Below are 17,682 nucleotides of genomic sequence, written 5' to 3'. Positions count from 1 at the left end.
CGCCTTCACCATACGGCAGGAAATCGCCCCGCGCGCGGGGCCGCGACACCATTGACTGACCTCGATCAAGGATGCGGTCCGCGACGTCCCCCACGGCGCCGGCGCACCACCCACACGGCCGCCCGGGGCTGCGCGCCGGAGTCCGGCGGATCGGATTATGATGGCGCGATGAATGCTCCCATCCGTATCGTCGGCGCGCGCCAGAACAACCTCAAGAATCTCGATGTCACCATCAACACAGGGGAACTGCTGGTCGTCACCGGCGTATCCGGATCGGGCAAGAGCTCCCTGGCCTTCGACACCCTCTATGCCGAGGGCCAGCGACGCTATGTAGAGACCTTCTCGCCCTATGCGCGCCAGTTCCTGGACCGCATGGACAAGCCGCAGGTCGAACGCATCGACGGCATCCTGCCGGCGATCGCCATCGACCAGGTGAACCCGGTGCGCAATTCGCGCAGCACCGTGGGCACCATGACCGAGCTCAACGACCACCTGAAACTGCTCTATGCGCGCGTGGGCCACCTGCATTGCGCGGGCTGCGCGCGCCCGGTCGAGCGCGACACGCCGGCCAGCATCGCGCGCCGGCTGGCCACGCTGTGCGCGGCCCGCGACCCGCGCCTGATCGTGACGTTCCCGGTGTCGGTACCGGCCAACTTCACCGACGACGAGGTGCGCGGCTTTCTCGAACAGCAAGGCTACACCCGCATCCACCGGTCCGAGGACCCGGCGCCCGCGCCGGCCGCCGCGCCCGGCCGCAAGGCCGGAGGCAAGGGCGCGAAGGTGCCGGCCCGGCGCATCCTGCATGTGATCCAGGACCGCTTCCGCCTGAGCAACGCCGAGCCCGCGCGCGTGGACGAGGCCCTCGAGACCGCGCTTGCGCAGGGCAACGGGCGCGTGACGGTGCATGCCCAGTTCGAGGACGCCGAGGAGGACTGGCGCTTCAGCGCGGGCCTGCACTGCGCCCACTGCGACATCGAGTACGGCACGCCGCTGCCCAGCACGTTTTCCTTCAATTCGCCCCTGGGGGCCTGCGAGCACTGCCGGGGCTTCGGGCGGGTGATGGGCATCGACTACGGCCTGGTGGTGCCGGACCCGTCGCGCAGCCTGCGCGGCGGCGCGGTCAAGCCCTGGCAGACCGCCAGCTACAAGGAATGCCAGGAGGAGATGGAGCGCTATGCCAGGCGCGCCGGCGTGCGCCTGGACGTGCCCTGGCGCGAGCTGTCGCCCGCCGAACACGAGTGGGTGATCGGCGGCGACCCCGACTGGAAGGGCGGCCCCTCGGCCTGGAAGCACCAATGGTACGGCGCCCAGCGGTTCTTCGACTGGCTGGAATCGCGCGCCTACAAGATGCACGTGCGCGTGCTGCTGTCCAAGTACCGCAGCTACACGCCCTGCCCCCATTGCGGGGGCTCGCGCCTCAAGCCCGACGCCACGCTCTGGCGGCTGGGGCACGACACCGAGCCCCAGCCCGGCTACCCGCGCTTCATGCCGGTGCATGCCCGCTGGACCCCCGCGCAGCTGGACGCCCTGCCCGGCCTGGGGCTGCACGACCTGATGCGCCTGCCCATCGAGCGCGTGCGCGACTGCTTCGAGCGCATCGAGTTCGGCCAGGCGATGGACGAGGCCCTGAGCCAGCTGCTGGACGAAGTCCGCACCCGCCTGCGCTTCCTATGCGACGTGGGACTGGGGTACCTGTCGCTGGACCGGCAGAGCCGCACGCTGTCGGGCGGCGAGGTCCAGCGCATCAATCTGACGACGGCCCTGGGCACCTCGCTGGTGAACACGCTGTTCGTGCTGGACGAGCCCTCGATCGGCCTGCACCCGCGCGACATCCACCGCATCGTGCAGGTCATGCACCGGCTGCGCACCCACGGCAATACCCTGGTGGTGGTCGAGCACGACCCGCAGGTCATGGTCGCCGCCGACCGCATCCTGGACATCGGCCCGGGGCCGGGCGAACGCGGCGGGCGCATCATGTTCGACGGCACGCCCGAGGCGCTGGCGCGCTCCGGCACGCTGACGGGCCGCTACCTCAGCGGCGAGGCGCGGATCGAGGCGCCGCGCCCCATGCCGGTGGCCGACGGCACGCCGCGCCTGGTGCTGGAAGGCGCACGGGCCAACAATCTCCAGAATCTCTCAGTGTCCATCCCGCTGGGCCGCCTGGTCTGCCTGACCGGCGTCTCGGGCTCGGGCAAGTCGACGCTGGTGCAGGATGTGCTGTACCCGGCCATGCTCAAGCACCTGGGCCGCCCGACCGAGGCGCCCGGCGCGCACGACGCCCTGCTGGGCGCCGAGCAGCTGGCCGACATCGTGCTGGTGGACCAGACGCCGATCGGCAAGACCGCCCGTTCGAATCCGGCCAGCTACGTGGGCGCCTTCGATGCGATCCGCAAGCTGTTCGCCGCCGCCCCGCTATCGCGCGAGCGCGGCTACACGGCGGGCACGTTCAGCTTCAACACGGGCGACGGCCGCTGCCCGGGCTGCGGCGGCACAGGATTCGAGCACGTCGAGATGCAGTTCCTGTCGGACGTGTACCTGCGCTGCCCGGACTGCGACGGCCGGCGCTTCCGGCCGCAGATCCTCGAGGTCCGCATCGAGCACCTGGGCCGCAGCGCCTCGATCGACGAGGTGCTGGACATGACGGTCAGCGAGGCGCTGGATTTCTTCAAGGGCCTGCGCGACGTGCAATGGGCGCTGGCGCCGCTGGCCGACGTCGGCCTCGAATACCTGCGCCTGGGCCAGCCCGTGCCCACGCTCTCGGGCGGCGAGGCCCAGCGCCTGAAACTGGCCGGGCACCTGGCCCAGGCGGCCAAGACCCCCGCCACGCGCCAGCCGCTGGCGACCCGTGGCAGCCTGTTCCTGTTCGACGAGCCGACCACGGGCCTGCATTTCGACGACATCGCGCGCCTGATGCGCGCCTTCCGCAAGCTGCTGGGCGCCGGCCATTCGCTGCTGATCATCGAGCACAACCTGGACGTGATCCGCGCCGCCGACTGGCTGATCGACCTCGGCCCCGAGGGCGGCGACCAGGGCGGCCGGATCGTCGCCCAGGGCACGCCCGAGGCCCTGATGGCGCAGGCCGATTCGCATACGGGGCGCGCGCTGGCGGACTACGTGCGCAGCCTCGAATCGCGCCGCAGCCTGCTGGCCGAGGCGCCGGCCGCCTATGCCGCCGTCCGCCCCGAGGTCTCGCGCGACATCCACATCGTCAATGCCCGCGAGCACAACCTCAAGGGCATCGACGTGCACATCCCGCGCGACGCCTTCACCGTGATCACCGGCGTGTCGGGCTCGGGCAAGTCGACCCTGGCCTTCGACATCCTGTTCAACGAGGGCCAGCGCCGCTACCTGGAATCCCTGAACGCCTATGCGCGCGCCATCGTACAGCCCGCGGGCAAGCCCGACGTGGATGCGATCTACGGCATCCCGCCCACGGTGGCGATCGAACAGCGCACCAGCCGGGGCGGACGCAAGTCCACCGTGGCGACGATGACCGAGATCCATCATTTCCTGCGCCTGCTCTACGTCAAGCTGGGCACGCAGATGTGCCCGGATTGCCAAGTCCCCGTCGAGCCGCAGACGCCGGAGCAGATCGTCGCGCAGCTGCTGCGCGACCACGCGGGCGAGCACGTCGGCCTGCTGGCGCCGCTGGTCGTGGCGCGCAAGGGCTATTACACCGACCTCGCCAAATGGGCGGCCTCCCATGGCCACACGCACCTGCGGGTGGACGGGGTCTTCATCCCGGTATCCCCCTGGCCGCGCCTGGACCGCTATCAAGAGCACACGATCGAGCTGCCGGTGCGCGACCTGATCATCGACGTGCGCGATGAAGGAACGCTGCGCGAGGCGGTGCGCGAGGCGCTGGCGCTGGGCCGCGGGCGCTTCAGCCTGCTGACCGGACTGACCGACGGGCCGGGCAATCTGGAGGCGCGCCGGGCCGCCGGCCCGTCGTCCGAACCCGGCACCCAGACCTTTTCGATCAAGCGCGCCTGCCCCAGCTGCGGCACCAGCTTTCCCGAACCCGATCCCCGCCTGTTCTCGTACAACTCGCGCCATGGCTGGTGCACACACTGCTTCGGCACCGGCCTGCAGCTCCAGGGCTTCACCGCCGACCAAAGCGGCGAGGAGGCGACCTGGAACGAATGGGCCGAGGGCGCCCCGCCGCCCTGCCCGCATTGCCACGGCCAGCGCCTCAACCGCGTGGCCCTGGCCTTCCGCTGGCGCGACCGCTCGATCGCCGAACTGGCCTCGATGGCGGTCAGTGACGCCCAGCGCTTTTTCCTGGGCATCGGCGGGCGCGGGCGCGAGGGGGAAATCGCGCGCGACGTGCTGGCCGAGATCCGCAGCCGCCTGAACTTCATGGAATCCGTGGGGCTGGGCTACCTGGCGCTGGACCGCGCCTCGCCGACGCTGTCCGGCGGCGAGGCGCAGCGCATCCGCCTGGCCGCGCAGCTGGGCTCGAACCTGCAGGGCGTGTGCTATGTGCTGGACGAGCCCACGATCGGCCTGCATCCGCGCGACAACCGCATCCTGCTGGATGCGCTGGCGCGCCTGGAGGGCAACGGCAACACCCTGGTGGTGGTCGAGCACGACGAGGACACCATCCGCCGGGCCGGCCACGTCATCGACATCGGACCGGGCGCGGGCGTGCGCGGCGGCATGGTGGTCGCGCAGGGCAGCGTCGACAGCATCATGGCCAACCCCGCCTCGCTGACCGGACGCTATCTGCGCGAGCCCCTGCGCCACCCCATGGCCGGACGCCGGGCGGTCGAGGCCGACACGCCGATGATCGAGGTCGTGGACGCCGACCTGCACAATCTGCAGCGCGTCTGCGCGCGCATTCCCGTGGAGCGGCTGAGCGTCGTGACCGGCGTGTCGGGCTCGGGCAAGTCGACCTTGGCGCGCGACGTGCTGCTGGACAATCTGGCGCGCGCGGTGTCGGCGCGCAAGGCGCCCGCCTGGCGCGGCTGCGCCTCGATCCGGGGCTGGCAGGCGATCGACCGGGTGCTGGAGGTCGACCAGACGCCGATCGGCAAGACGCCCCGCTCCTGCCCGGCGACCTATGTCGGCTTCTGGGACGACGTGCGCAAGCTGTTCGCCGCCACGCGCGAGGCGCGCATGCGCGGCTGGACGAGTTCCCGTTTCTCGTTCAACACGGGCGATGGCCGCTGTCCCGAATGCGAGGGCCAGGGCATGCGCACGATCGAGATGAGCTTCCTGCCCGACGTCAAGGTGCCGTGCGACGCCTGCCACGGCGCGCGCTTCAACCAGGAAACCCTGGGCGTGCGCTGGCGCGGCCGCAGCGCGGGCGAGCTGCTGCGCATGGAGGTGGACGAGGCGATCGGCCATTTCGCGGCGCACCGCAAGATTTCCCGCGCGCTGCAGCTGATGCAGGACGTGGGCCTGGGCTACCTGACGCTGGGCCAGCCCTCGCCCACGCTGTCGGGCGGCGAGGCGCAGCGCATCAAGCTGGTCACCGAACTCACCAAGGCGCACCTGGACGAGGGTCTGACGCGCACCGGCCGCGCCTCGCGCGCGCCGCACACCTTGTACGTGCTGGACGAGCCCACCGTCGGCCTGTCGACCGCCGACGTGGAAAAGCTGATCCACGTGCTGCACCGGCTGGTGGACGCGGGCAATACCGTGGTGGTGATCGAGCACAACCTGGACATCATCGCCGAAGCCGACTGGATCCTGGACCTGGGCCCGGAAGGCGGCGACGGCGGCGGGCGGCTGGTTGCGGAAGGCAGCCCGGAGCACCTCGCGGCCACCGCCACCCACACTGGCCGGGTCCTGGCCGAATTCCTGGCCCGCCATGGCGCATGATCCGCCGCCCGAGCTGATCGAGACCATGCGCCTCGAGGACGGGGCGGTCGCCCTGTGGCCGGGACATCGCGCACGCCTGGCGCGCTCGGCCGCGGTCCTGGGCTATCCCGCGGTCCCGGCGGCGCTGGATGCCTTGGTGGAACGCGCCTGCACGGCCGCGCCGGCCGGCGCCTTCCGCCTGCGCCTGCTGGTGGCCGCCGATGGCACGGCGCGCCTGGCGTCGAGCCCCCTGCCCGCCACGCCGCAGCCCGTGCGCCTGCGCCTGGCGCGCGAACCGCTGGCTGCGGACCCCTTCTGGCTGGGGCACAAGAGCACGCACCGCCCCTGGTTCGCGGCGGCCCAGGCCTGGCTGGACAGGCACCCCGAGGTGTTCGACGTGATCCACGGCAACGTCCGCGGCGAGCTGTGCGAGGGCAGCCGCAGCACCGTGTACGTGCGCGATGCCGGCGGCGCCTGGCTGACGCCGCCGCTGGACTGCGGCCTGCTGCCGGGGGTGCAGCGCCAGGCCCTGCTGGACGCGGGGCTGGCGCGCGAGGCGCGGCTATCGCTGGCCGACCTGCGCGCGGCGCCCGCCTTGCGGGTGTCGAACGCCCTGCGCGGCTGGCTGGACGCGCGCCTGGACGCGGACGAGGGTGTAGGGGAACGGGACTAGCGCCCTGCTCCATTCATACGGATACGATGAGGGCGACCCGCGTTGCGGTCAGGCCGCCCCGTGGCCGGCCAGGGCCAGGCCCTGGCGCAGCGCACGATCGGCGGCCGCCAGACCCATGGCGGCGGTGACGGTGACGATCGAACCATAGCCGGCGCAGGACAGCCCCTGCGGGCCGGCGCCCTCGCGCGGCGCCTGCCAGGCCTCGGGCAGCACGACCGGCTGGTCGAACCACAGGCACGACACCCCCATGCGGGCCGGCCGGCGGCTGGGCCGCCCGCCCGCGGCGCCGCCCTTGGGATAGCCGTGGCGCTGCCGCAGGATCTGCCGCACGCGGCCCAGCAGCGCATCGTGCACGGCCTGGGACAGGTCACCGGCCCGTAGCGCCAGCGGATCGGTCTTGCCGCCCGCTCCGCCGCACACGACCATCGGCCAGCCCGCCGCGCGCGCTGCGAGGACCATGGCGACCTTGGCCGGCACCTGGTCGGTGCAATCCACCAGCACGCCCGGCCCCGGCGGGGCCGCGAGGATGTCCGCGGCATTGTCCGCGCCGATGAAGTCGTCGATGCCCTGCACGGCGCAGGCGGGATTGATGTCGCGCACGCGCTCGGCCATGGCCTCGACCTTGGCGCGGCCCAGGGTGCTGTCCAGGGCGTGGGCCTGGCGATTGATGTTGGATTCGGCGATATGGTCCAGATCGACCAGCGTCAGGGCGCCCACGCCGGAACGCGCCAGCGCCTCGACGCACCAGGTGCCGACCCCGCCGATGCCGGCGATCACCACGTGCAGGCCCGCCAGCGCCGCATGCGCGCCGGCGCCATGCAGGCGGTCGATGCCGCCGAAACGCCGCGCGGCATCGACCGGCGTTTCGGCAGCTGGCGGCGCGGCGGGCGCGGCAGGGAAGTCTGGGGTCATGGAGGGCTCGTCCAACACACCGGCCATTTTAACGGACAAGTCCTCTACAATAGGGGCCTGATCCCCGCAACCCCCAATTGCCCCTACCCGTGAACGCCGCCAAGCCGTCCCTCCGCCGATCTCCGCCCGACATCCGGCGCTTCAGGCTGCTGGACGACGCGGAGCACCAGGCGTCGATCGACCGCATGCTGAACGGCTGGGACCGGCGCAGCGACCTCTGGGTATTCGGTTATGGCTCGCTGGTCTGGCGTCCGGAATTCGAGCACCTCGAATCCCGCATGGCGCACATCCACGGCTATCATCGCGCCCTGTGCCTGTGGTCCCGCGTCAACCGGGGCACGCCCGAGGTGCCCGGCCTGGTCTTCGGCCTGGACGCCGGCGGCTCGTGCCAGGGCCGCGCCTACCGGATCGCCGCGGGCCGGGTTCCGCCCGTCATGGCCGCGCTGTGGCGCCGCGAGATGCCCAGCGGAGCGTACATCCCGCGCTGGGTGGCCTGCCGGACCCCCGAGGGCCCGATCCGGGCGCTGGTGTTCACCATGGACCGCGCCGCCGACGGCTACGTGCCGGGGCTGTCGGTGGACCAGATCGTGCCCATCGTGCGCCAGGGCCACGGGCGCTACGGCCCCTGCACCGAATACGTCCTGCAAACCGCCCAGGCCCTCGAGGCCGCCGGCATCCATGACCGCAAGCTGCGCGCCATCGCGCGCGCCGTCGCGGCCGACCACGCATCCGCCTAGGATCCCACCGAAGGCCGTCAACCCGCCATGTCCATTGCCGATATCCGCCAGACCTACCAGAAGTTCGAACTGCTGGAGTCCTCCGTCGCCGCCGATCCCTATGCCCAGTTCGGGCTGTGGTTCGACCAGGCCCTGCACAGCGAGGTGCGCGAACCCACGGCCATGACGCTGGCGACGGCGACGCCCGCCGGGCGGCCGTCGGCGCGCATCGTCCTGCTCAAGGGCTACGACGCCCGGGGCTTCGTGTTCTACACCAACTACGACTCCCGCAAGGGGTGCGAACTGCAGGCCAACGCCACGGCGGCCCTGCTGTTCTTCTGGCCCGAACTCGAGCGCCAGGTGCGCATCGAGGGCCGCGTCGCGCAGGTCGCGGCCGAGGAATCGGACGCCTATTTCCGCAGCCGCCCGCTGGGGTCGCGCATCGGCGCCTGGGCGTCGCCGCAAAGCCGGCCGACGACGCGCGAGGCGCTGGCCGCGCGCGCGCAGGAACTGGCGCAATCCCTGGGGGACGACCCCGCGCGTCCGCCGCACTGGGGCGGCTACCGGCTGGATCCCGACACCATCGAGTTCTGGCAGGGCCGCCCCTCGCGGCTGCACGACCGCCTGGCCTATGCGCGCCAGGACGACGGCTGGACGCTGCAGCGCCTCGCACCCTGACGGCCGTCCATGCCTGTCTCGCCGACTCCCGCCGATTTCCCGGACCTGTACTTCCGATCCGCCCTGGGGCGCTTTCCCAGCGGCGTCACCGTGGTCACGGCCGAGCATCCCGACACCGGGCTGCCGCTGGGCCTGACCATCAGCTCCTTCAGCTCGGTGTCGCTGAATCCGCCCATGGTGCTGTGGACGCTGACGCACTCGGCCTCGTCCCTGCCGGCATTCCTGCGCATCGAACGCTATGTCATCCATATCCTGTCGGCCTCGCAAGTCGAGCTGGCCAGGCGCTTTTCCCGCGGCCCGCAAACCGAGCGCTTTGCCGGCCTGGACCTGGACCGCGCACCCAACGGCACGCTGATGCTGGGCGACCCCCGGTGCGCGGCCTGGTTCGAATGCCGCAACGTGCAGCGGCATCCGGCGGGCGACCACACCATCCTCGTGGGCCAGGTCGAGCATTGCCAGCGGCAGTTGATCGCGCCGCTGATCTACCACGCCGGCGATTTCGACCTGACCCCGGCCAGCGAACCCCTGTCACGCAATTGAACCCACGGACCCGGCGATCCGCGGGCGCGCCGCCGCCCCGGGGCCAGGCGCCTTGTTCAGCCAGATTTTTCATAGCTTCGCGACTCCTTAATTAGTGTGAACAGGCCCTAGACCATCATGTACGAGTACATCCTGACCCTGTCCTGCCCCGATCGCATGGGGATCGTCCACCATGTCACGGGCTGGCTGCTGACGCGGCACGGCAACATCATCCATTCACAGCAATTCGACGACCTGGATTCGGGGCGCTTTTTCCTGCGCATTCATTTCTCGCTGCCCGTGGAGAACGCGATCGACGAGATGCAGAACGATTTCGCGTCAGTTGCGGAACGGTTTTCGATGCAGTTCCAGATCCATGACAAGCGCCGCAAGGCCCGCCTGCTGATCCTGGTCAGCCGCCAGGGCCATTGCCTCAATGACCTGCTGTTCCGCACGCAAAGCGGCCAGCTGCCGGTCGAGATCGCGGGCGTGGCATCCAACCATCCGGATTTCCGGCCGCTGGCCGAGGCCCACGGCGTGCCCTTCCACCACCTGCCGGTGACGCCCGAGACGCGCGCCGACCAGGAACGGCGCATCCTCGAGCTGGCCGAACGCGAGCACGTCGACCTGGTGGTGCTGGCGCGCTACATGCAGATCCTGTCGCAGGACATGTGCCGCGCCCTGGAAGGCCGGGCGATCAACATCCACCACAGCTTCCTGCCGAGCTTCAAGGGCGCCCGCCCCTACTATCAGGCGCACGAACGCGGGGTCAAGATCATCGGCGCGACCGCGCATTACGTCACCCAGGACCTGGACGAGGGACCCATCATCGAGCAGGACATCGAGCGCGTCGACCATGCGATGGACGTCCAGGCCCTGACGCGGATCGGCAGCGACGTGGAATCCCTGGTGCTGTCGCGCGCCGTGCGCTGGCACGTGGAACATCGCATCCTGCTGAACGGCGCGCGCACGGTGGTGTTCCGCTAGCGCCGTCGGCGCGCCGCCCCTCAGCCGCCCAGGGCCAGGCCTTCGCGGCGCGGGTCGGCGCCGCCCTGCAAGCGTCCGTCGGGCAGGCGCAAAATGCCCTGCAGGCCGCTGGGGAAATCGCCCACGCGGATCTCGTGGCCCATGGCGCGCAAGGGGCCGGCCAGCGCCTCGGCCGGGGTGCCCGCCTCGAGTTCCGTGGCGCGGTTGCGGCTGCCGACGTGCGGCAGATCGATGGCCTGCTGGATGTCCAGTCCCCAATCGAACACGCCCACCAGGGTGTGCGCCACGTAGTTGATGATGGCGCTGCCACCCGGCGAGCCGATCACCAGCACGGGCTCCCCATCGCGCATCACCAGCATGGGCGCCATCGAGCTGCGGGGCCGCTTGCCGGCCTCGACGCGGTTGGCGATCGGCCGGCCCTGCGCGTCCTCGGCCAGGAACGAGAAATCGGTCAGCTGATTGTTCAGCAGGAAGCCGCGCACGAAGATCTTGCTGCCGAAGGCGCCCTCGACCGAGCTGGTCATCGACACCGCGCCGCCCCAGGCATCGATGATGGACACGTGGGTGGTGGACGGCGGCTCGTGGCTGCGGTCGGCCCCCGGCCGCGCCGGCCCGGCGGGCGGATCGCCCGCCTCGGCGCGGCCCATGCTGCGGTCCGGACGGATCAGCGCGGCACGCGCGGCCAGGTAGGCGGGGTCCAGCATGCCGGCCACGGGCACCTGGACGAAATCCGGATCGGCCACGTAGGCATCGCGATCAGCGAATGCCAGGCGCCCCGCCTCGGAAAACAGGTGGGCGGCCTGCGGGGATTCGGGCGCAGCCTGCGCGATCGGCGTATGCGCCAGGATGCCGAGGATCTGCAGCACCGCCAGGGGCCCGGCGCTGGGCGGCGGCGCGCCGCACAGGCGATAGGCGCGATACGGCATGCACACGGGTTCGCGCTGGATGGCGCGATAGCCGCGCAAGTCCTCCAGCGACAGGTCGCCCGGCACCGCATGGGCGGCCACGGCCTCGACCATGTCGCGGGCGATGGGCCCCTCGTAAAATGCGTCCGGGCCTTCGCGCGCGATCCGGTCCAGCGTATCGGCCAGCGCCGGGTTGCGCAGCACGTGCCCGACGGGCCAGGGCCGGCCCTGCGGGTCATAGAAATAGCGTGCCGCCGCGGGCTGGCGAGGCAGGTCGCGGTCCCCCGCCAGCAGGGCGTGCAGGCGCGGCGAGACCGGGAAGCCCTCGCGCGCCAGGCGGATCGCCGGCTGAAACAGATCGGCCCACGGCAGGCGGCCCTCGGCCTGGTGCAGCAGCCACAAGGCGCGCAGCACGCCCGGCACGCCCACGGACCGGCCGCTGTTGACAGCCTCGCGGAAATCCATGGCCTGGCCGTCGCGCATGAAACGCGTCGCCTGCGCACCGACCGGCGCAGTCTCGCGCCCGTCGTAGCTGCGTATCCGGCCGTCGCGGGCATCGAAGGCCACGATGAAGGCGCCGCCGCCGATGCCGGAGGATTGCGGTTCGACCAGGTTGAGGACCATCTGGGCGGCCACCGCCGCATCGGCCGCCGCGCCGCCGCGCGCGAGGACGTCGGCCGCGGCCCGGGTCGCCCAGGGGTTGGCCGTGCTGGCCATGTAGTGATCGGCATAGGCGACCTGGTGCGCCGCGCGGCCGCTGGCGGCCTCGGGATTCAGGTGCTGGTGGTCCGCCGCCGGCACGCCGGCGCAGAACAGGCCGCCGATCAGCAGCGCCGCTAGGCGCCCGCCCATCCTGCGCAGGAATCGATGCATGGCTGCGTATTTGCGAGACACGATAGCCCCCTCTGGCACATCGGGCCGCGGCCCAGTGGCGAGTGGCGATCAAATCCAGGGAACCAGCCCGGGCCTGGCCGGCTTAGGTTTCGAGTTCGAACAGGTTGGTGACCTCGGCCTCGAGCACCTGGACGTCATCCTGGTTGTACATCCGCCAGGTCCAGCGCATGATGCCCAGGTCGTCGCGGCTGGCGGACACGCGCAGCGAGTCGACGGTGCCCTCGAACCGCAGGCGATCGCCGGGGCGCACCGGCGCCATCCAGCGCAGGCGCTCGAGCCCGGGCGAACCGAACGATTCCGAGCCCTCGAGCACGGCCTCGGTGGCCATGCGCATCGCCAGGCCGCAGGTCATCCAGCCGCTGGCGATCAGGCCGCCCCAACGGCCGGCGCGCGCGCGCTCGGCATCGACGTGAAACCACTGGGGATCGTAGGCCTTGGCAAAGGCCAGCATTTCCGCCTCGTCCACCTCGACGGGCGGGTGGGTGAGGACCATGCCGACGCTGAAATCCTTGAACTTCATAGTGATATTCCGACACGAACGGTGACTGGGCAATCCCGCAGTTTAACCGTTAGCGGCAGTCCTGCACCCCCCCCCGCCGCACGCGCCGGACCGGCGCCTACTCAAAGGCTGCGGCGGCCCGGCCGATGCGATCGTTGACGCCCTGCCAGGCGGCATCCGCCGGTGGCCGCTGCAGGACGATCAGGGCATGGCCCGCGGCATCCAGGTCGCGCAGCACGGCGTACAGGCGCCGCGCATAGGCCACGGGGTCCGCCGGCATCACCACCCAGTCGACGCCCGCGGGCGCGGTGCCGGGCGCCTCACCGAGGACGACCGCCGCGATGGGGCCGCCGGCCGCCGCCGCATCCAGCGCCAGCAGGCCGTCACGATCCAGCAGGCGCAGCGGCGTGCGCGGCGCATAGTGCGCCTTGAGGGAGCCGGACACGCGCGGCGCCGCCCGGTCGGGACGGGCGGGCATGACGCCCAGGACCTCCGCCAGGCGCCGCGCGCCGATGTGCCCGGGCCGCAGCAGGACGGGACCCACGCCCATGTCCAGGCGCGACAGGTCGAGTATCGTGGATTCGATCCCGACCTCGGAGTCGCCGCCCTCGAGGATCATCAGCGCCTCGGCGTCGCATTCGGGAAACTCGCCGCGCACGTGCTCGGCCCGCGTGGGCGACACCCGCCCGAACTTGTTCGCCGAGGGCGCGGCCACTCCGCCGTGGCCGTGCGGCTTGAGCGGCGCGAAGGCGCGCAGCAGCGCCTGCGCCACGGGATGCGAGGGACAGCGCAGGCCGACGCCGGACTGCCCGCTGCTGACGGCGGCGGGGATGTGCGCGGCGCGCGGCAGGATCAAGGTCAGGGGGCCGGGCCAGAAGGCCTCCATGAGGCGGCGCGCCTCGGCCGGCACGGCCGCCGCCCAATAGCCCGGGTCCGCCTCGGGCGCCAGATGGACGATGACGGGATGGTCGGTGGGCCGCCCCTTGGCGGCATACAGGGCGGCCAGCGCAGCGGGGTTTTCGGCGTCGGCGCCCAGGCCATAGACGGTTTCGGTCGGGAATGCCACGAGGCGGCCATCGGCCAGGCGTCGGGCGGCCTCGTGGATCAGGGCATCGCCGGCGGGATCCGCCTCAGGCATCGGGCAGCCCCAGCACCGCGGCCACGCGCGCGATGCGCTCGCGCAGTTGGCGGGGATCGTCGCCCAGCACATTGACGTGCCCCATCTTGCGTCCCGGCCGGGGCTCGGCCTTGCCGTACAGATGCAGGCGCGTGCCGGACACCGCCAGCACGGCGGCCCAATCGGGCTCGCGGCGCGCGCCGTCCGGACCGAACCACAGGTCGCCCAGCAGATTGAGCATGGCGGCCGGGCGCAGCAGCCCGGTATCGCCGATGGGCAGGCCCGCCATGACCCGGGCCTGCTGTTCGAACTGGCTGACCAGGCAGGCGTCCTGCGTGTAGTGGCCGCTGTTGTGCGGCCGCGGCGCGATCTCGTTGGCGACGATCCGGCCGTCCTTCAGCACGAAGAATTCCACGCACAGCACGCCCTGGTAATCCAGCCGGCGCGCCAGCAGCACGGCGTGGGCGCGGGCCGCGTCGGCCACGCGCGCGTCGACCGAGCCGTCGACCAGGGACAGCGCCAGGATGCCGTCGCGGTGCGTGTTGCGCGACGGCGAAAAAGTGACGACCGCATCATGGGCGTCGCGCACCACGACGACCGAGATCTCGTAGTCCAGCGGCTGCAGGGCCTCGAGCACGCAGGGCACGCCGCCCAGGCTGCGAAACGCCGCCTGGGCCTGGGCGCGGTCGGCGACCCGCACCTGGCCCTTGCCGTCATAGCCCAGGCGCGCGGCCTTGAGGATGCCCGGAAACAGCTCGCCGGGCGCCCCGGCGAGGTCGTCCTCGCCGCGCACCTCGGCATACGGCGCCACGGGCACGCCCGCCGCGCGGATGAAGGCTTTTTCCGCCATGCGGTCCTGGGCCACCGCCACGGCGTCGCCGCCGGGAGCGACGCGCACGCGCCGCGCCAGGCGGCGCAGGCTGTCGGCGGGCACGTTCTCGAATTCGGTACTGACCGCCGCGCACAAATCCGCCAAGCGATCGAGCGCCTCGGGATCGTCATAGGCGGCGCGCAGGTGACGGTCGGCGGCCATGCCGGCCGGACAGGTCTCGGCCGGATCCAGGACGGCGACGCGATACCCCAGGGCCTGCGCGGCATGGCAGAACATCCGGCCCAGCTGGCCGCCCCCCAGGATGCCCAGCCACGTGCCCGAGGGCAGCGCGGCGCCGCGGTCGCCGGATCCCCCGGCCTCTGGCGGTGCGTCGCTCATGACGCCACCGGCGGGACGGTCATGGCGCGGGCGGCCTCGGTCTGGCGCCCGCGATAATCCTGCAGCCGGCGCAGCAGATCGGGATCCGTCATGGCCAGGTTGGCGACGGCATGCAGAGCGGCGTTGGACGCCCCGGCCTCGCCGATGGCGAAAGTGGCCACCGGCACGCCACGCGGCATCTGCACGATGGACAGCAGGGAATCCTCGCCGCGCAGATAGCGCGAGGGCACCGGCACGCCGAACACCGGCACCGGCGTGAGGGCCGCCATCATGCCCGGCAGGTGGGCCGCGCCGCCGGCCCCGGCGATGATGGCGCGCAGGCCGCGCCCGTGCGCCTGGGCGCCGTAGTCCACCATGTCGAGCGGCATGCGGTGCGCGGACACCACGCGGGATTCGTAGGGAATGCCGAACTCGTCGAGCACGGCGGCGGCATGGCGCATGACGTCCCAGTCGCTGGACGAGCCCATGATCAGGCCGACGCGCGGCGCGGATGCGGATGCGGATGCGGTCATGGTGCCCCCTTGGCGCTGCGCGCCGTCCCCCCACGGGGGAATTCGCGCTTGGGGCGGCCCGGCGCGCTCATGGCACCCTTCCCGTCAAGCGTTCCAGGGCCTCGGCGTACTTGGCGGCCGTGCGCTGCAGGACCTCGGCGGGCAGGCGCGGCGCGGGCGGGGTCTTGTCCCAGTCCTGGGTTTCCAGCCAGTCGCGCACGTATTGCTTGTCGAAGGACGGCGGGCTGATGCCCTCGGCATAGCCGTCCTCGGGCCAGAAGCGTGAGGAATCCGGCGTCAGGACCTCGTCCATGAGATGCAGGCGGCCGGCCGCGTCCAGCCCGAACTCGAACTTGGTGTCGGCGATCAGGATGCCGCACGCGCGGGCATATTCGGCCGCCTCCTGGTACAGGGCGAGGGTCACCCGGCGCAGTTCGGTGGCCAGTTCGCCGCCCACCTGCGCCACCACGTAATCGAAATCGACGTTCTCGTCGTGCTGGCCGAACTCGGCCTTGGCCGCGGGCGTGAAGATCGGCCGCGGCAGGCGCTGGGCCTGGCGCAGCCCGGCCGGCAGCGCGATGCCGCATACCGCGCCGGTGGCCTGGTAGTCCTTCCAGCCCGAGCCGATCAGGTAGCCGCGCGCCACCGCCTCGACCAGAATCGGTTCGAGGCGCTTGACCACCATGGCGCGCCCGGCGACCTGGTCGCGCTCGTGGGGCGCCACCACGTCCTCGGGCGCAATGCCCGTGGCGTGGTTGGGCACGATGTGCGCCAGCCGCCCCAACCAGAACTCCGTCAGGGCGGTCAGCACCCGGCCCTTGCCGGGCACCGGATCGTCCAGGATCACGTCGAAGGCCGAGATCCGGTCCGACGCCACAATGAGCAATTTATCGTCGCCCACGGCATACATGTCGCGGACCTTGCCGCGCCCCACCAGGGGCAGCGACTCGATGGTGGATTGGTGCTGGGCCTTCATGCGGTTCCCGGTAGGATTGGACGGCAAGGGTCTGCGGCGGCGGGCCGCCTTACTGCACGACCTGCTTGAGCTCGCCGGCGGCGTAGCGGCGCGCCATTTCCTCCAGGGGCACGGCCTTGATCTTGGCGGCGTTGCCGGCGGTGCCGAACTGCTCGTAGCGCGCCAGGCAGATTTTCTTGGCGGCCTCGCGGGCGGGCTTGAGGTATTCGCGCGGGTCGAACTTGGAGGGGTTTTCAGCCATGAAGCGGCGGATGGCGCCGGTCATCGCCAGGCGGATGTCGGTGTCGATGTTGATCTTGCGCACGCCGTACTTGATGGCCTCCTGGATTTCCTCGACCGGCACGCCGTAGGTTTCCTTCATGTCGCCGCCGAACTCGCGAATTTCGGCCAGCAGTTCCTGCGGCACGCTGGAGCTGCCGTGCATCACCAAGTGGGTGTTCGGCAGGTGCGCGTGGATTTCCTTGACGCGCTGGATCGACAGAATGTCGCCGGTGGGCTTGCGGGTGAATTTATAGGCGCCGTGGCTGGTGCCGATGGCGATGGCCAGGGCATCGAGCTGGGTCTGCTTGACGAAGTCGGCGGCCTGCTCGGGGTCGGTCAGCAGCTGTTCCATGGTCATGGTGCCCTCGGCGCCGTGACCGTCCTCCTTGTCGCCCTTCATGGTCTCGAGCGAGCCCAGGCAGCCGAGTTCGCCCTCGACGGTGACGCCCAGTTTATGGGCCATCTGGACGACCTGGCGGGTGACGTCCAGGTTGTATTCGTAGGAGGCGATGGACTTGCCGTCGGCCATGAGAGAGCCGTCCATCATGACGCTGGAGAAACCCAGTTCGATGGCGCCGCGGCAGACGTCGGGCGACTGGCCGTGGTCCTGGTGCATGACGACGGGGATGTGGGGGTAGGTTTCGACGGCGGCCTGGATGAGGTATTTGAGGAAGCCCTCGCCGGCGTATTTGCGGGCGCCGGCCGAGGCCTGCATGATCACGGGGCTGTCGGTCTGGTCAGCGGCCTCCATGATGGCCTGGACCTGTTCGAGGTTGTTGACGTTGAAGGCGGGAATCCCGTAGCCATTTTCGGCTGCGTGATCGAGGAGCTGACGCATGGAAACCAGGGCCATGGAAGGACCTCCAGAATAGGTTGGATGGCGGAAAACCGGAGTTCCTGGGATTTTAAGGCGTAACGGGAATTGGTGCTGGGGGAGGGGTTGCTGGTTGTTGTGGGCGGGGTTGAGGTTTTCGGCTGTTGCTGCGGATTGGTACGTAAAGCTTCCGGGAACCGTCCAGCGGTCCGGCCTACGGCCGGA

14 protein-coding genes are annotated in these 17,682 nt (G+C 71.1%); 6 read left to right on the top strand and 8 right to left on the bottom strand.

Annotation, left to right across the window (positions count from 1 at the left end; translation table 11 throughout):
• The first annotated feature begins 168 nt into the window (after positions 1-168).
• Positions 169-5,826, top strand: a complete 5,658-nt coding sequence (gene uvrA / locus OOZ48_RS08650) for an excinuclease ABC subunit UvrA (RefSeq protein WP_269497355.1) — start codon at positions 169-171, stop codon at positions 5,824-5,826.
• Entirely contained in the window at positions 5,816-6,478 is a 663-nt protein-coding gene (locus OOZ48_RS08645; RefSeq protein ID WP_269497354.1) for an aminotransferase class IV, read from the top strand. Before uvrA ends, OOZ48_RS08645 begins: the two co-directional genes overlap by 11 nt.
• A 48-nt stretch (positions 6,479-6,526) precedes the next feature.
• Here the strand turns inward: OOZ48_RS08645 and OOZ48_RS08640 are convergent, their stop codons facing one another.
• Positions 6,527-7,390 carry a tRNA threonylcarbamoyladenosine dehydratase gene (locus OOZ48_RS08640; RefSeq protein ID WP_269497353.1) on the bottom strand — a complete coding sequence of 288 codons (864 nt, stop codon included), beginning with the start codon at positions 7,388-7,390 and terminating at the stop codon, positions 6,527-6,529.
• An 89-nt stretch (positions 7,391-7,479) separates the two neighbouring features.
• On the opposite strand from OOZ48_RS08640, the gene OOZ48_RS08635 reads away from it, so the two are divergent.
• The 4 genes from OOZ48_RS08635 (at position 7,480) to purU (ending at position 10,290) form a co-directional block, all read left to right on the top strand.
• Positions 7,480-8,127 (top strand): gamma-glutamylcyclotransferase, encoded by a 648-nt coding sequence (locus OOZ48_RS08635; protein ID WP_442867562.1) that lies wholly within the window; start codon positions 7,480-7,482, stop codon positions 8,125-8,127.
• A 27-nt stretch (positions 8,128-8,154) separates the two neighbouring features.
• Positions 8,155-8,784, top strand: a complete 630-nt coding sequence (gene pdxH / locus OOZ48_RS08630; protein WP_269497352.1) for a pyridoxamine 5'-phosphate oxidase — start codon at positions 8,155-8,157, stop codon at positions 8,782-8,784.
• A 9-nt stretch (positions 8,785-8,793) separates the two neighbouring features.
• A complete protein-coding gene (locus OOZ48_RS08625; RefSeq protein ID WP_269497351.1) occupies positions 8,794-9,324 on the top strand; it encodes a flavin reductase family protein in 531 nt (176 codons plus the stop codon).
• Positions 9,325-9,441: 117 nt separating this feature from the next.
• Positions 9,442-10,290, top strand: a complete 849-nt coding sequence (gene purU / locus OOZ48_RS08620) for a formyltetrahydrofolate deformylase (RefSeq protein ID WP_269497350.1) — start codon at positions 9,442-9,444, stop codon at positions 10,288-10,290.
• Positions 10,291-10,310: 20 nt separating this feature from the next.
• Here purU and ggt read toward each other — a convergent pair whose 3' ends face one another.
• The 7 genes from ggt to fba form a co-directional block, all read right to left on the bottom strand.
• Entirely contained in the window at positions 10,311-12,068 is a 1,758-nt protein-coding gene (ggt, locus tag OOZ48_RS08615; protein ID WP_442867561.1) for a gamma-glutamyltransferase, read from the bottom strand.
• Positions 12,069-12,171: 103 nt separating this feature from the next.
• Positions 12,172-12,609, bottom strand: a complete 438-nt coding sequence (locus OOZ48_RS08610; protein ID WP_269497349.1) for a MaoC family dehydratase — start codon at positions 12,607-12,609, stop codon at positions 12,172-12,174.
• A 97-nt stretch (positions 12,610-12,706) separates the two neighbouring features.
• Positions 12,707-13,726 carry an L-threonylcarbamoyladenylate synthase gene (locus tag OOZ48_RS08605; protein ID WP_269497348.1) on the bottom strand — a complete coding sequence of 340 codons (1,020 nt, stop codon included), beginning with the start codon at positions 13,724-13,726 and terminating at the stop codon, positions 12,707-12,709.
• On the bottom strand, positions 13,719-14,915 hold the full coding sequence (locus tag OOZ48_RS08600; RefSeq protein ID WP_269497347.1) for a 5-(carboxyamino)imidazole ribonucleotide synthase: 1,197 nt from the start codon (positions 14,913-14,915) through the stop codon (positions 13,719-13,721). Before OOZ48_RS08600 ends, OOZ48_RS08605 begins: the two co-directional genes overlap by 8 nt.
• Complete coding sequence (gene purE, locus OOZ48_RS08595) at positions 14,912-15,427, bottom strand: 5-(carboxyamino)imidazole ribonucleotide mutase (RefSeq protein ID WP_269497346.1); 516 nt, start codon at positions 15,425-15,427, stop codon at positions 14,912-14,914. The genes OOZ48_RS08600 and purE overlap by 4 nt, the downstream gene beginning before the upstream one ends.
• A 67-nt stretch (positions 15,428-15,494) precedes the next feature.
• The gene (locus tag OOZ48_RS08590; protein WP_269497345.1) at positions 15,495-16,382 is read right to left on the bottom strand and encodes a phosphoribosylaminoimidazolesuccinocarboxamide synthase; all 888 of its coding nucleotides are present in this window, start codon (positions 16,380-16,382) and stop codon (positions 15,495-15,497) included.
• A 49-nt stretch (positions 16,383-16,431) separates the two neighbouring features.
• Positions 16,432-17,496: a class II fructose-bisphosphate aldolase gene (fba, locus tag OOZ48_RS08585; RefSeq protein WP_269497344.1), complete on the bottom strand. Its 1,065-nt coding sequence runs from the start codon at positions 17,494-17,496 to the stop codon at positions 16,432-16,434.
• Positions 17,497-17,682: the final 186 nt, after the last annotated feature.

Source organism: Castellaniella sp. S9, from assembly GCF_027257175.1.
In the GTDB taxonomy this organism is placed as follows: domain Bacteria; phylum Pseudomonadota; class Gammaproteobacteria; order Burkholderiales; family Burkholderiaceae_B; genus Castellaniella.
Note: the sequence above shows the minus strand (reverse complement) of the source record. Positions and strands in the feature narration are given on the sequence as shown.